At 66.5% G+C, this 14,224-nt stretch carries 17 protein-coding genes, 1 tRNA gene and 1 pseudogene; 13 read left to right on the top strand and 6 right to left on the bottom strand.

The annotated features are described in order from the left end of the window. Positions 1-5 precede the first annotated feature (5 nt). Positions 6-662 (top strand): SGNH/GDSL hydrolase family protein, encoded by a 657-nt coding sequence (locus SFU54_RS01255; protein ID WP_319014499.1) that lies wholly within the window; start codon positions 6-8, stop codon positions 660-662. Between the two features lie 38 nt (positions 663-700). Then, entirely contained in the window at positions 701-1,888 is a 1,188-nt protein-coding gene (locus SFU54_RS01250; protein WP_319014498.1) for a CoA transferase, read from the top strand. On the opposite strand, the gene SFU54_RS01245 is transcribed toward SFU54_RS01250, so the two are convergent. Then, a complete protein-coding gene (locus SFU54_RS01245; protein ID WP_319014497.1) occupies positions 1,885-2,640 on the bottom strand; it encodes a sulfite exporter TauE/SafE family protein in 756 nt (251 codons plus the stop codon). The genes SFU54_RS01250 and SFU54_RS01245 overlap by 4 nt on opposite strands. A 57-nt stretch (positions 2,641-2,697) precedes the next feature. Here SFU54_RS01245 and SFU54_RS01240 point away from each other — a divergent pair, with 57 nt between their 5' ends. Continuing rightward, the gene (locus SFU54_RS01240; RefSeq protein ID WP_413466535.1) at positions 2,698-4,170 is read left to right on the top strand and encodes a malate:quinone oxidoreductase; all 1,473 of its coding nucleotides are present in this window, start codon (positions 2,698-2,700) and stop codon (positions 4,168-4,170) included. A 24-nt stretch (positions 4,171-4,194) separates the two neighbouring features. Here the strand turns inward: SFU54_RS01240 and galK are convergent, their stop codons facing one another. Then, entirely contained in the window at positions 4,195-5,352 is a 1,158-nt protein-coding gene (gene galK, locus SFU54_RS01235; protein WP_319014496.1) for a galactokinase, read from the bottom strand. Next, on the bottom strand, positions 5,345-6,454 hold the full coding sequence (gene galT / locus SFU54_RS01230) for a galactose-1-phosphate uridylyltransferase (RefSeq protein WP_319014495.1): 1,110 nt from the start codon (positions 6,452-6,454) through the stop codon (positions 5,345-5,347). The genes galK and galT overlap by 8 nt, the downstream gene beginning before the upstream one ends. Before the next feature lie 80 nt (positions 6,455-6,534). Here galT and SFU54_RS01225 point away from each other — a divergent pair, with 80 nt between their 5' ends. The 3 genes from SFU54_RS01225 (at position 6,535) to SFU54_RS01215 (ending at position 8,818) form a co-directional block, all read left to right on the top strand. After that, positions 6,535-7,329, top strand: a complete 795-nt coding sequence (locus tag SFU54_RS01225) for a DeoR/GlpR family DNA-binding transcription regulator (protein ID WP_319014494.1) — start codon at positions 6,535-6,537, stop codon at positions 7,327-7,329. Between the two features lie 9 nt (positions 7,330-7,338). After that, complete coding sequence (locus SFU54_RS01220) at positions 7,339-8,262, top strand: aldose 1-epimerase family protein (RefSeq protein WP_319014493.1); 924 nt, start codon at positions 7,339-7,341, stop codon at positions 8,260-8,262. Positions 8,263-8,410: 148 nt separating this feature from the next. Continuing rightward, entirely contained in the window at positions 8,411-8,818 is a 408-nt protein-coding gene (locus tag SFU54_RS01215) for a hypothetical protein (RefSeq protein ID WP_319014492.1), read from the top strand. A 13-nt stretch (positions 8,819-8,831) separates the two neighbouring features. Here SFU54_RS01215 and SFU54_RS01210 read toward each other — a convergent pair. Beyond that, positions 8,832-8,904, bottom strand: a tRNA-Lys gene (locus SFU54_RS01210). 57 nt (positions 8,905-8,961) lie between these two features. Here SFU54_RS01210 and SFU54_RS01205 point away from each other — a divergent pair. From SFU54_RS01205 to SFU54_RS01175, 7 genes are all read left to right on the top strand, one after another. Beyond that, entirely contained in the window at positions 8,962-9,594 is a 633-nt protein-coding gene (locus SFU54_RS01205; protein ID WP_319014491.1) for a DNA-directed RNA polymerase subunit beta, read from the top strand. A 385-nt stretch (positions 9,595-9,979) separates the two neighbouring features. Further along, positions 9,980-10,384, top strand: coding sequence for a plastocyanin/azurin family copper-binding protein (locus tag SFU54_RS01200; protein ID WP_319014490.1), 405 nt, complete (start codon positions 9,980-9,982; stop codon positions 10,382-10,384). A gap of 17 nt (positions 10,385-10,401) precedes the next feature. Next, positions 10,402-11,064: a hypothetical protein gene (locus tag SFU54_RS01195; RefSeq protein WP_319014489.1), complete on the top strand. Its 663-nt coding sequence runs from the start codon at positions 10,402-10,404 to the stop codon at positions 11,062-11,064. Positions 11,065-11,224: 160 nt separating this feature from the next. Further along, on the top strand, positions 11,225-11,833 hold the full coding sequence (gene sigK / locus SFU54_RS01190) for an ECF RNA polymerase sigma factor SigK (protein WP_319014488.1): 609 nt from the start codon (positions 11,225-11,227) through the stop codon (positions 11,831-11,833). 20 nt (positions 11,834-11,853) lie between these two features. After that, on the top strand, positions 11,854-12,522 hold the full coding sequence (locus SFU54_RS01185; protein WP_319014487.1) for an anti-sigma factor: 669 nt from the start codon (positions 11,854-11,856) through the stop codon (positions 12,520-12,522). 120 nt (positions 12,523-12,642) lie between these two features. Further along, positions 12,643-12,909, top strand: coding sequence for a helix-turn-helix transcriptional regulator (locus SFU54_RS01180; protein WP_319014486.1), 267 nt, complete (start codon positions 12,643-12,645; stop codon positions 12,907-12,909). After that, positions 12,906-13,424 (top strand): hypothetical protein, encoded by a 519-nt coding sequence (locus tag SFU54_RS01175; RefSeq protein WP_319014485.1) that lies wholly within the window; start codon positions 12,906-12,908, stop codon positions 13,422-13,424. The genes SFU54_RS01180 and SFU54_RS01175 overlap by 4 nt, the downstream gene beginning before the upstream one ends. Before the next feature lie 64 nt (positions 13,425-13,488). Here the strand turns inward: SFU54_RS01175 and SFU54_RS01170 are convergent, their stop codons facing one another. Together SFU54_RS01170 and SFU54_RS01165 are read right to left on the bottom strand one after the other, a co-directional pair. Beyond that, on the bottom strand, positions 13,489-13,911 hold the full coding sequence (locus SFU54_RS01170; RefSeq protein ID WP_319014484.1) for an arsenate reductase ArsC: 423 nt from the start codon (positions 13,909-13,911) through the stop codon (positions 13,489-13,491). A gap of 67 nt (positions 13,912-13,978) precedes the next feature. Continuing rightward, positions 13,979-14,224 (bottom strand): annotated as a pseudogene (locus SFU54_RS01165) (hypothetical protein); the annotation flags it as partial.

Genomic DNA, 14,224 nt, shown 5'->3' with positions numbered 1-14,224 from the left:
TTGCCGTGGCGGCCGCCATTCTCGTCGCGAGCGTCGCCATCGTGGCCGGATGCTCGCCGACCGGCGCGCCCGACTCTGACTCGCCCGTGCCCAACGCAGATGCGCCACTCGTCGCCTTCTACGGCGACTCGTACACGCTCGGAACGGGCGCGAGCGACCTCACCGTGCGCTGGTCAACCCAGATCTCGCTCGACCGTGGTTGGCGCGAATTCAACCCGAGCGTCAACGGCCTGGGGTTCATCAACAATCGCCGCAGTTTTGCTGATGACGATCTGCCCGCGCTCATCATCGCCCAGCAGCCCGACATTGTGTTCGTGACGATGGGGCTCAACGACAACTTCTCGTTCGACCGAGCCGCCCCGCAGATCGAGCAGCAGATCGATCTCGACCTAGAGCGACTGACGAGTGCCCTGCCCGACGCACGCTTCGTGGTCGTCGAACCCTTTTGGTACACCGCCGAACGACCCGTCTCTCTCGACATCATCAGCGCCTGGGTGCGCGTTGCCGCCGAGCGGTACGGCGCCGACTACATCGCGGGCGCATCCGACTGGATTGCCGGAAACGACGGATTGATGGCCGCCGACGGCCTGCACCCCAACGACGAGGGCTACGCCCTCATGACGCGCTTGATGGATGAGGCCCTGGTCGAGCTCGGCCTGTAGCGCCACCGATGTGCGCGTCGTGCTGTTAGCGTTCGATCATGCCCGGCCCGCTTGATGACCTCATTGTCGTCGACCTCAGTCGTGCCGTCGCGGGGCCGCACGCCGCCATGATGCTGGGCGACCTCGGCGCACGCGTGATCAAGGTCGAAATGCCGGGCACGGGCGACGACACGCGCCGCTGGGGACCACCGTTCGTCGGCCCACCCGACGCGCGCGAGAGCACCTACTTTTTGTCGGCCAATCGCAACAAACAGTCGATTGAGCTCGACCTGAAAGACTCGGCCGACCTCGAGACCCTCCGCGCGATGCTGCGCCACGCGGATGTTCTCATCGAGAATTTTCGCCCGACCGTGCTTGACCGGCTCGGCTTCGATGCCGCGGCGCTCGAGGCGCTCAACCCCCGACTCGTCGTGCTCTCCATTTCGGGTTTTGGCCACGATGGGCCGGAGGGCGGGCGCGCTGGCTACGACCAGATCGCGCAGGGCGAAGCCGGGCTCATGTCGCTCACGGGCTCGGCGCCTGATGACCGGCAACGGGTCGGCGTGCCGATTGCCGACCTGCTCGCTGGCATGAATGGCGCATACGGTGTGCTGGCTGCCCTGCGGGAACGCGATCGCACGGGCCGTGGCCAGGTTGTGCGCACGAGCTTGCTGGCTGCTCTCGTGGGCGCGCACAGCTTCGAGGGAACGCGGTACACGGTCGCCGGCGAGGTCGGCTCGGCCCGCGGCAATCACCACCCGTCGCTCGCGCCCTACGGCCTGTTTTCTACGGCCGACGGCGTTGTGCAGGTGGCCGTGGGCAACGACGCCCTCTGGCGGTCATTCTGCTCGGTCATCGAGCTCGACCCTGAGACGCCGCAATTTGCGAGCAACGCCGACCGCGTGGCGAACCGTGACGACCTCGTCGCGGCGATTGAGCGCGCGTTTGCCGGGCGTTCGAGCGCCGAGCTTCTGCGCGCACTCGACGCCGCGGGGGTTCCTTCTGGCACGGTCCGGTCAATCGACGAGGTCTACGACTGGGAGCAGACGCGCTCGCAGGGTCTTGTGCTCGAGGTGGAGCACGACACGCTCGGAGCCATTGAGATACCCGGCCCTCCGCTGCGGTTCTTCGGCTTCGATGGCAGCGAGCAGACGCGGAGCATCCACACCGCTCCTCCGACGCTCGGCCAGCACGGCGACGCCGTGCGCGAGTGGCTCGCCGAGTCACCTAGAGAGCCCGACGCCTAACCGCGTGGTGGTGCGGGACGCAGCGCCATCTGCACGATGACCACCCCGAGGAGTGCCGCAAAGAGCCACCCCGACACGGCCGGGGGAATCAGGAACGCCAACCACACGCCACCGAGTGAGGTGAGGGCGGCAGCGCCTCCCATGGGCAGGGCTTCTTGCCAGCGCACGAGGCCCGCGCGCAGGTTGGGAACGGTGCCCGCGAGCGCGCCCGGAATCATCGCGAGCAGCGAAGTGCCCTTCGCGAGCAAGTCACCCACTCCGAAGAGAGCGACAAGCACGGGCACCGCGACGATGCCGCCGCCAATTCCCAATAGTCCTGCCAGCAGGCCCATAGCGAGACCGAGCGCGATGAGCCCGGCCACGGTCGCGACGCCATAGTCGAGCGCGCCGTCGCGGTCGGGCACCACGAGCACGAGACGCAGGGCCGCCGCCACGAGCCCGGCGATGAAGAGCCACTTCAGCCAGACGAGCGAGATGCGGCGAAGCACGAGCGCACCCACGGGAGTGCCCACGATCGCCCCCACGGCGATGATCGCGGCGGCAAGAATGTCGATCTGGCCCCGCGAGCCATAGAGCGACGCGCTCAGCACCGCGGGCGCAATGATCGCAAAGAGCGAGGTGGCGGATGCCCGGCGCTGGTCGAACCGTGCCCACGTCATCAACAGAGGCACCATGACGATTCCGCCGCCAATGCCGAAGAGTCCGGAGAAGAGCCCTCCGATTGCGCCAATCGCAAGAAGGGGCGGAATCACCGGCTCAGCCTAGCCCTGCCGCGGTGAACCCCTGTTGAGCGCGACTAAACTGGGCGCGTGACTGAACCCATCGACGTCGTCCTGATCGGCGGCGGCATCATGAGCGCAACGCTCGGCACGATGCTGCGCCAACTCGAACCCACCTGGACGATCCGCATCTACGAGCGATTGGGCGACGTCGCGCTCGAGAGCTCGAACCCGTGGAACAACGCGGGCACTGGGCACGCGGCTCTGTGTGAACTCAACTACACCCCGGAACGCCCCGACGGCTCGATCGATATCGCCAACGCCGTCAAGGTCAACGAGCAGTTTCAGGTGTCGCGCCAGTTTTGGTCGTACCTCGTCGGCAAGGGCTTGTTGCCCGAGCCCAGCGCCTTCCTGACGTCGACGCCCCACATGAGCATGGTCTGGGGCGAAGCCAATGTCGACTACCTTCGCAAGCGCTTCGATGCCCTGAAAGACCACCCCCTGTTTGCCGGCATGGAGTTCAGCAATGACGCCGCCGTCATTCGCCAGTGGGCTCCGCTGACCATTCCGGGCCGCGCGAAGTCACAACCCATCGCCGCGACGCGGATGGCCGCGGGAACCGATGTCGACTTCGGCGCCCTCACTCGCCTGCTCATCGACGGTCTCGTCTCGAGTGGGGTGAGCCTGAACCTGGAGCACCGCGTGACGGGCATGTGTCGTCAGAAAGACGGGCTCTGGAAGGTCTCGCTGCGTCACGAGGTGGGGTCAACGCCCCTCGAGGTCTCGGCACGTTTCGTGTTTGTCGGCGCGGGGGGCCACGCCCTGCCCCTGCTGCAGAAGAGCGGCATTCGCGAGATTCGTGGCTTCGGCGGCTTCCCGGTGAGCGGACAGTGGTTGCGCAGCGATGCCCCCGCCGTCGTGGCGCAGCACAACGCCAAGATCTACGGCAAGGCCTCGGTGGGTGCTCCGCCCATGTCGGTGCCGCACCTCGACACGCGCGTGGTCGATGGGCAGCCCAGCCTGCTGTTTGGCCCCTACGCGGGCTTCACGCCCAAGTTCTTGAAGACCGGGTCGTGGTTTGACCTGTTCGGCTCGATTCGCTGGCACAACATCATTCCGATGCTGCAGGTGGCCGTGCGCAATCTCGACCTCGTCTCTTACCTCGTGGGCGAGTTGCTCGCGTCGCGGGCGAAGAAGCTCGATGCTCTGCGGGAGTTCTACCCCGGCGCGGTGGGCGACGACTGGTACCAACTGACCGCCGGCCAGCGCGTGCAGATCATCAAGAACGTGCCCGGCAAGGGCGGCACGCTGCAGTTCGGCACCGAGGTCGTCGCCTCGGCCGACGGATCGATTGCGGGACTGCTGGGGGCGTCGCCGGGTGCGTCGACGGCGCCCTCGATCATGATCGACCTCATCGAGCGCTGCTTTCCCGACAAACTCGAGGGCTGGAAGCCCGGATTGCGCGCCATGGTGCCGAGCTATGGTCGCGCGGTCTCTGACGACCCGGCGTTCGCTGCCGAGGTGCTCTCGAGCACGGCCGCAACCCTCTCGATCGCGCGCTGACCGCGTGCGATGGCTGGTCGCGCCTTAGTTGCGCGCGGCCCCGTCAGAGGCCGTGACGACGAACGTGTCAGGCTGGCCGAAGGCGTGCTCGCCGAAGGCGTTGTCGACCGCTACCTGCACGCGCGAGAGGTCACCCAGTCGCACGAGTGCGATGGCCGCACCGCCGAATCCACCTCCGGTCATGCGGGCGCCCAGAGCCCCCGCCGCGACGGCCGTTTCGACCGCGAGGTCAAGTTCGGGCACCGAGATTTCGAAGTCGTCGCGCATGCTGCGGTGCGAGGCATCCAGAAGCTCGCCGATCGCCGACGCGCCCTGAGCCTTCAGCACCGCAACGGTGTCAAGCACCCGCTGGTTCTCAGTGATGACGTGGCGGATGCGCCGGAAGGTCACGTCGTCGAGCAATTGCTGCGCGCGCGGCAGGTCGTCGACCGCGAGATCGCGCAGTGAGGATGCGCCCATCGCTGCCGCACCGCGCTCGCACGCGGCCCGGCGCTCGCCGTAGCCGCCGGTGGCGTGACTGTGCTTGACGCCCGTGTCGATGACGAGAATCGCGAGCCCCGCTTCGGCGAGCCCGAGTGGCACGAGCTCGCTCTCGAGTGTGCGGCAGTCGAGAAACACGGCGTGGTCGGCCTCGCCCAGAAGCGACGCGGATTGGTCCATGATGCCGGTGGGCGCGCCAACGGCAACGTTCTCGGCGCGTTGGCCCACGCGCGCGAGCGTGCGGCGGTCGAGCCCCAGTTGCCAGACGTCGTTGAGCGCGAGGGCGACGGCGCTCTCGATTGCCGCCGAGCTCGAGAGGCCAGCGCCGACGGGCACGTCGGAGTCGATGAACAGGTCAACGCCCGGGAGGCCTGCGAGGTCGGCGCCGAACTCGCTGAAGGCCCATGCGACCCCCAGAGGGTAAGCCGACCACCCGTTGAGGGCCTCGGGACTGAGCGCGTCGAGGTCAATTTCGGCGAGTTCATCGGCGAACGTGCTCGCCACACGAACGCGGCGGTCGTCGCGCACACCGAGAGCAACAACCGTTCGACGGTCGATCGCGAACGGCAACACGAAACCCTCGTTGTAGTCGGTGTGTTCGCCGATCAGGTTGACGCGGCCGGGTGCCGACCACAGGCCATCGGGGGACGCGCCGAAGACGGCCTCGAAGCCTGCGCGTGCGTCGTCACGAATATCAGTCATTGCCCGTCTTCTCGATTCCCTCGCGAATGAATGCGGCCTGCGCCTCGGGGGCAACGTCGCCGATGAAAGCGCCCATTGCGGCCTCTGAACCGGCCAGATACTTCAGTCTCTCAGCGCCGCGGCGGGGGCTTGTCACCTGCAGCATGAGCCGCACCGAGTCGCGACCCACGTGCACGGGCGCTTGGTGCCACGCGGCGATGTAGGGCGTGGGCGTCGGGTAGAGCGCGTCGATGCCGCGCAATAGGCGCCGATAGAACGGTGCGAGTTCGTCTTTCTCGGCCTCGGTGAGCCCGGCGAAGTCAGGAACCTGACGGTGCGGTAGCACGTGCACCTCGATGGGCCAGCGGGCAGCGAAGGGCACGAAAGCCGTGAAGTGTTCGCCCTGCAGCACGACGCGCTCGCTTGCCTGCTCGCTCTCGAGCACGCGAGCGAACAGGTCAGGGCCGACCGCGTCGATCGAACGCAGCAGGGTGCTCGTGCGCGGGGTGACAAAGGGATACGCGTAGATCTGGCCGTGGGGGTGAGGCAGGGTCACGCCAATCTCGGCGCCGCGGTTCTCGAACGGAAACACCTGCTGAATGCCCGGCATAGCGCTGAGGGCGGCCGTACGGTGCGCCCACGTTTCAATCACGGTGCGCGCTCGGCTGACGGTTTGCGACCCGAACGAGCCCTCGTGGTCGGGCGAGAAGCAGACGACCTCGCACCGACCGACGCTCGTGCGCATGCGGCCGATGCCGATCTCGGCGAGGTCGGCGAGCCCCGTGGGGGCGTTGTCATGCTCGAGCGCCGGGCCGAAACTGGGGGAGCGGTTCTCGAACACCGCGACGTCGTAATTGCTCGGAATTTCGCTGGGGTTCTCGGCCGAGGCAGGGGCGAGCGGATCTTGGTCGGGCGGCGGCATGAACACGCGGTTCTGCCGATTGCTGGCGATCGACACCCACTCACCGGTCAAGACGTCTTGGCGCATGCTCGCGGTCTGCGGGCGCGGGTCGAGCACGCGGCGGTCGATTGACCGCTCCGGGCCCAGCGTCGTGTCGGCGTCATCGACGTAAATGAGCTCGCGGCCGTCGGCGAGCGTCGTGGAGTGGAAGCGAATCGTCACCTCACGATGCTACGGCCGCGCCCTTACGAAAACACAAGCGGTACGCTTTCGATATCGACAGATTGTGAAAGGAGCGGGAGATGGATGCCGCGCCCCTTCGCCGCGACCGCTTGGCAGCATCCGTCGCACGCCGCGGCTTCGCGCGCGTGACCGATCTCGCTCGCGAACTCGGCGTGAGCGAGGTGACCGTGCGCACCGACCTTGCTACCCTCGAGGCCGATGGTCGGGTGACGCGTGTTCACGGGGGTGCCATGCCACGCGGTCTCGTCGCCGAACGCGAGAGCAGTCTCGAGCAATCGCGCACTCGCCTGACGCGTGCAAAAGAAGCCATCGCCCTCGAAACCGCTTCGCGGGTTCGCTCGGGCGAGAGCCTGCTGCTCGATGTCGGCTCGACGGCGCTCGCCGTGGCAAACGCCCTCGTTGCCCGAACCGATCTCGATGAGGTGGTCATCGTGACGAACGGGCTGGCCATCGCCCTCGCGCTCGAGTCGGCCATTCCGCGCTTCACCGTTGTCGTCACGGGTGGCACTCTGCGCTCGTTGCAGCACTCGCTTGTGAACCCGCTCGCCACGACGTTGCTCGACGACGTGCGGGTCGACCTCGCGATTCTGGGCGCGACGGGCATTGAGGCGGCCGCGGGGGTGACCAACGTCAACCTGCCCGAGGCCGAGGTGAAGCGCCGCATGGTCGCGAGCGCCTCGCGCCGCGTGCTCGCCGCTGATTCATCGAAAGTGGGCCAGGTGCATCTCGGCCGGGTGGCCTCGCTCGACGAGCTCGACGAATTGATTACTGACGATGCGGCGACGGATGCCGCGCTCGCCCCGTTGCGAACGGCCGGCTTGCGCGTCACCACCGTGACGCCGCGGCGCGCGTAAAGTGACCGCATGAGCACACCTCCCACGGGCGAGCAGTACACCCTGCATCACGACGGCGCCCACGGACCCGTTGAGGCGGTTATCACGTCGGTGGCCGCGGCGCTGCGGCACCTCACGGTCGACGGCCACGATCTCGTGCAGGGCTTCGACGAACATGAGACCCCGCCGTTCGGTTGCGGCATCGTGCTCGTGCCATGGCCCAATCGCGTGCGCGATGGCCGATGGGTGCACGAGGGCGTCGTACGGCAGCTCGACCTCACGGAGGTCGATCGCACCAACGCTATTCACGGACTCTTGCGCAATACGCCGTATCAACTTGTCGACAAGACGGCCGATGCGGTGACGCTCGGGGCGGCAGTTGTTCCGCAGCACGGGTACCCCTTTCACCTCTGGACCACTGTCGAGTACCGCCTCACCGGCAATGGCATTCGCGTGACGCACAGCGTGACGAATCTCGGCGAGCAGCCAGCGCCCTATGCCGTGGGCACGCACCCGTTTATTCGCGTCGGAGAACACCCCGTTGATGAGCTCACGATCACGGCCCGCACGATTGAACACGTCATGGTCGACGAGCGGCTTAACCCCGTGGGCTTCGAGCCGGCGAGCAACGGCTGGAATCTGACCGACGGCCGCCTCATTGGTGAGCTCGCCCTCGACGACGCGTTCCGCCTCGAGCCCGACGCCGACGGTGTGACGCGCACCGTGTTGAGTGCTCCCGATGGCTCCGAAACCGAAGTGTGGCAAGACGGTGACTGGCAGTGGCTTCAGCTATTCATCACGCGCAGCTACCCGACGGCCGGCGGACCGGTCACGGCCGTCGCGGTCGAGCCGATGACGGCGCCGGCCGATGCCCTCAATTCGGGGGTCGGCCTGCGGTGGATCGAGCCCGGGGCGACGTGGGCGGGCAGCTGGGGAATATGCCGCCCGGCGTGAACGGGCATCCGTCGCCGCCGTAACGCGAATGCCCTCAAACGGGGGGTATTCCGCGGGTGTACGGTGCACGGTACTGCTGGTTTGATGAGCGCAGGGGCTTGGGTACGCCCCGCGTGCGATTAGTGCGAATTCGACGGGGGAGTCGATCATGGCCGTTTCGGCAAAGACCATTGCGTTCATCGTGGGAGGGCTCGTCGTGGTGGGCGGCGGTTTCGTGCTCGCGCCGACCCTGGGTGACCTGTTCAACCAGTCGTTGGCCCCTGAGGTGGGCATTTTGGGTGAGCCGATCGAGTATCCCGTTAACGATGCGGGCGAGACGTTTGGCAGCCCCATCGACGGTTCGGTTCCCGACCTCATCGCGGCGCGCTCTGACGACGGAGTCATTGGCTACGTGCGGGTCAGCGAGCTTGACCAGCAGCGCAACCTGGCCAAGTCAACGACTAACCCGGATGCCGTGTTTGCCGTCGACGTCTATGAGTCTGACGGCGTGACCGTCGTGGGGTCACTGACTGTCACCGCCGACACTCCCGGCGCGCGCGACGGGTTCAACAAGTAGATCGCGAGAACAGTAGGCCCCGTCGGGCTCGAACCGACGACCCGCGGATTAAAAGTCCGCTGCTCTACCAACTGAGCTAGAGGCCCGTACCCCACTAATCTATCGCGACTCAGCGACGCATGGTGCGGGCTAGCGTTGACCTCATGGTCGATCGCCCTCACCGCCCCGTGCGCCTGCCGAGTGAGGCCTTTGATGTGCATGAGGGTGGGCTCGACCCCGCTGTCGTGTTGCGCATCGCGCACGACTCGGCGCGCGCACTCGTGCATCGCGTGCGGTCGAGCGATGACCCCGACCTCGTTGACCGTATGGTCGCGTATACCGACGAGCACGGACTCGAGACGCTCGCCGAGCTGTGGTCGCGCGCGGGCGCACGAACGCTGCCGGGGGCACTGTGGCGGCTGTCGTTGCTGCGCGCCCTCATTCGCACCGACCCTGCTGGAGTCGCCCTGCTCTTTCAGCGCGGCAGCGAGGTGCTCTCAACCGCCGATGTCGTCGTCGCGGGCGCCGAGAGCCCCACGGGTCCCGATGAGATTCGGGCGCTCGCCGATGCCGTCTTGCGCGGCGCCTACGTCGGTGATGTGGCCGTGGCGCTCGATCGCGCGGCCGCGTTTTGCCGAACGGCCGCTGCGGGTGCCGCCGACCTCGCCGACGACGCGGATGCCGCGGCCGACGATTCCCGCGCCGCCGAGCTCACGACTCGGGCCGCCCGCCTCGCGTCGAGCGGCCGCGACTTCTCGGCCTGTGCCGCGCTCGAACGGGCGGGCTCGCTCGACTAGAGCCGCGCATCCCGTGGCCCCGTAGGTCGTCCCCGGGGAATGCCACCCAGGCGCCGCCGGTTACACTTCTCAAGCCGGGCCGCAGTAACCCCGGGCTCCATTTTTCGCCGCTACGAGCGGCCACTCGCCGAGAGGCGTTCTGCGGCCCGGCTTTTCTGTGCACGTGCGCGGCACGCTCACCCGTGCGGATACGCGTCCGCACGCTCGCTCCCTTCGTCAACCTGCGAGAGTGCTGAGAACGGCTTCACCGGCCAAACCCCGTGCTCCTGGGTTCCGAACACATGGCATGTCACTGACAACAACCAGAGTGCGTTCGAGTCTCGCCCTTGTCGCGTTCCCGATCGGCTTCGCCTTCCTTGTGGGATGCGCCGGGAACGCTCCGACTATGACCGGAATGTCGACGGACCCGCGACACGCTGCGGAAGAGTTGCTCGCAGCGGGGCCGCACGAGGTCATCACTATCGGTCTCGCGTTCATGCCAGGCGACATCACGGTGCCCGTCGGGACCACTGTGACGTGGCGCAACGGGGAAGCGATCGGGCACACGATCACTTCGGGCGCCTGGGGCGACGTGAACGAGAGCACCGGGTTGCGAGGCGTGCAGTCGGCCGACGGCCTGTTCGATCACGCGCTCGCGCCGATGGGGCAGGAGGGGGACACGTTCTCGTTCACCTTCAGCGAGCCGGGGGAGTACCTGTACTTCTGCATGCCGCACCTGACGATGAACGCTCGCGTCATCGTCGAGAGCGAGCCCACCGGCGCGCACCAACACCAACCGCACCAACACTAGAAAAGGGGAATCACATCATGCGCAAGTCCTTTGCATACGCCGGCCTCGGCTTGGCTGCCGCTCTTGTTCTCTCGGGCTGCTCAACCTCTGTCGAGGCTGAGTCCACCGTGGAGGAGGCCGCCGTCATCGACACCGTCAACAGCGACGGTTCGGAGCTTCGCGCGCAGCTCACTGCACTGCTCGCCGACCACGTGTACCTCGCCGGTGCCGCGATCGATCAGGCACTGCAAGACGGTGGGGACCTGACAACTGCCAACGTGCAGGCCGCCGTCGCCGCGCTCGACGAGAACTCCGTCGAGGTCGCCGCGCTCGTCGGCTCGGCATACCCGGAAGCTGAGCAGCCGTTTCTTGACTCATGGCGTTCGCACATCCCATTCTTCGTGAACTACACGCTCGGAAAGGCGACGGGTGACCAGGCTATGGCCGACCAGGCCGTTGCCGACCTTGGTGCCTATGCAGTGTCGTTCGGTCAACTGATCAACTCGGTTGTTCCCGAGCTGCCGGCAGAGGCTGTGCAAGCCGAACTCGAGATGCACGCGACGACCTTGCTCGCGGCCATCGACGCGAACATCGCGAACGACCCGGCGTACTTCGACCTGCTCAAAGAAGCCGCGAGCCACATGCCGATGACCGCCACCGCGCTCGCCGGCGGCATCGCGGCCAACCTGGGAATCCAGTAATCGCCAGAACGATCCAGCGCGACGGTCGATGAACGGTAAGCGCTGACCACTGGTCGGTGGGGAGGGGACCCGAGCCCCGCCCCACCGACCTTGTCGTCGTGGGTCGATGCACCGACATTCCGCTCGTCACGTACAGCCTTCGATCAGACCGAGTCCTGCGATGCTTAATCTCGTGCCCTCACAAGAGCCGTTCGACGACGTCGACGCTGATGCCGACGCCACCGTCGAGGCCGCAAGTACTTTGCTGCAACGGGTCGCCATGGGCGACCAACGTGCGTTCAGCGAACTGTACGACATCATCGCCCCCCGCATGCTGGGCCTCGTTCGCCATGTGCTTCGCGACCACGCCCAGTCTGAGGAAGTCGTGCAGGAGGTTTTGCTCGAAATCTGGCAAACCGCTCCTCGCTTCGATCCGAATAAGGGGAAAGCGGTGACCTGGATGCTGACGATGACCCACCGGAGAGCGATCGACCGGGTACGAAGTGCGCAGTCGTCTCGCGACCGGGACGTCAAAATTGGCCATCGAGAACGTGACCGGGAATACGACTCGGTCGCTGAGAACGTCGAAATTCGCCTCGAACACGATCGAGTGGAAAAGGCCTTGGGTCGGTTGACCGAGCTGCAAAGACAAGCCGTAGAGCTTTCCTACTACGGAGGCTACAGCCAGAGCGAGGTGTCTGAGATGCTCGGAATACCCATGGGCACGGTCAAGACTCGACTGCGTGACGGCATGATGCGTTTGCGCGAGGAATTGGGGGTGGCGTCATGAGGTCGATCGACGATGACGCAATGAATGACGAAGAGTTCGCTGACGTGCGTGCTGCTCTCGGTCTCGCCGCGACGCCCGTGACTCCCTCTACGGGTCTCAAAAACAGGGTCATGTCGGCAATCGCGATGACGCCGCAGGTTGCTCCTGGGCCACGTGCGGAGACGCCACCTGGAGCCACCGACTCCACGGCCGTCGCTGCACCGGGCGCTGCGACAACGCTCGCTCAGGCGCGCTGGTTCTCACACCCCGCGACGATCATGGCTTCGGCCGTGGCGGCGGTCGCACTCTTTTTCGGCGGCGTGCTCGCCGCCGATCTGATCGTTCCCCGCTCGCCGAGCGAGGCCGAGAGGCTCGCGACGATCGTTGCGGCACCTGACGTGTCGACGGTGGTCTCCGCGGTCGCAGGCGGTGGCACGGCGACACTTGTCGCGAGTGATTCGGTGGGCCTCTCGGCCATGGTCTTTGAAGGGCTCGAGCCATTGAGTACCGACGAGCGTTACGCACTCTGGTACATCACCGACGGCGTGCCGACCGCTGCAGGCTTATTCGCTGTCGAGGATGCCGGCGTGGTCGTGCACGTGCTCGACGGCGCGTTCGAGGCAGGCACAACCGTCGGGGTCACGATCGAGCCAGCGTCGGGTAGCGTCACGCCGACGAGTGATCCGATCGTGGCAATCGCCACGGCATAGCATCCCGCAGATCGATGGCCCCGCGACCGACGCAGGGCCCGTGCGCGGCGGGAGCCCCGTGTCGCGCGTGGATTCGTGGATTCTGTTGCATTATTACTATGTAGCACTTATGCTACGAGTATGGGACGCAAGCCGAAGTCAGAAGACCCGGTCTACAGCCGCATCGTAGAACATCGAACGCGGGCTGGGCTGAGTCGACAGCAGCTCGCCGATGCCGTCGGCGTGCACTACCAAACCGTCGGGTACCTCGAGAGGGGCGAATACGCCCCCTCGCTTGCTCTCGCGTTGCGCATCGCGCAACTCGTTGACGTGCCCGTCGAGCAGCTCTTCTCTCTCACCCCGTTCGCCGAGGCGACGGTCGACACCGATTCGGAGGAACCCGCATGACCACCAAGAAGCTTTCTGCCCGCGTGCGTAACGAGCGGGCTGTCGCCGAGATGGCTGACACCGTGATGCACGACACGCGATTCGACTGGATGCGCACGCGGCGAGCGCGCATTGCCATCGTCGGCGCCATGATCGCCCTTCTCGTGGCGATTCCGGTGGCGTGGATGACCCTGCCCTCACTCGCCGCGCTCGGAGTCATCGCCCTCGCCGCCGTCGTGTGGTGGGCGCTCCGCATGTCGGTGCGGGTGGTGGCCGATCTGCCCGACGAATACCTTGATGAGCGGCAGGCGCGTGTGCGTGACCGCGCCTATCTCGAGGCTTACCGCTGGTTCGCGAGCATCACCCTGCTTGCCGCCACCGTCGCGCTGGTCTGGTTCGTCGTCACGAGCGAGAACGACCTCGTGACGGTCGAGATCACGTGGGCCGGAGCGATGGCCGTGTTCTGGACCTTCGAGGGGCTCGCGCTGACGTTGCCCTCGATCGTGATCGCGCTACGCGAGCCTGACCGCACCTAGAGCGAAACGCGAGGGGCCCGGTCGACAGACCGGGCCCCTCGTTGCGGGTGGGCGTTCGTGAGGTTCAGGCGGGGGCGATCTCGGCGACGAGCGCCTGAATGCGGCGCTTGATGTCGTCGCGAATCACGCGCACCGACTCGATGCCCTGGCCCGCCGGGTCGTCGAGCGCCCAGTCTTCATAGCGCTTGCCGGGGTAGATCGGGCACGCGTCACCGCAGCCCATCGTGATGACGACGTCGGAGTCGACGACGGCCTGCACCGTGAGAATCTTCGGAACGTTGTTGGCGATGTCGATGCCCTCTTCGGCCATCGCCTCGATCGCTACGGGGTTGATCTGGTCTTTGGGCTGTGAGCCCGCCGAGAGAACCGTCACGCGGTCGCCCGCGAAGTGCTGCAGGTACCCGGCGGCCATTTGTGAGCGGCCGGCGTTGTGCACGCACACGAAGAGAACCGTGGGCTGCTGAGTCGAGGGAGATGTCGTCGTCATGCTCAAAGTATAGACACACATCTATACATTGGGGACAGGGGATGCTGACGCGCGTCTCCCCGGCGCCTCAGCCGCGCGCCGCCAAGGCGTGCAGCAGCCCGCGCACGCGCCCGTCGATGTCATCGCGAATCTCGCGCACGCGGTCGAGGGGCTGCCCGGCCGGATCAGCGACGGGCCAGTCGAGGTAGCGGCGTCCGGGGTACACCGGGCACGCATCCCCACAGCCCATCGTGATCACGACGTCGGCCGCTCGCACGACGTCGTCGGTGAGCGGTTTCGGAAACTCGCCCCCGAGGGGCACGCCGATTTCATC

It is taken from the genome of Microcella sp. (genome assembly GCF_033763155.1).
GTDB lineage: Bacteria > Actinomycetota > Actinomycetes > Actinomycetales > Microbacteriaceae > Microcella.
The sequence above is the reverse complement of the archived record's forward strand: the minus strand, read 5'-3'. Positions and strand labels throughout refer to the sequence as shown.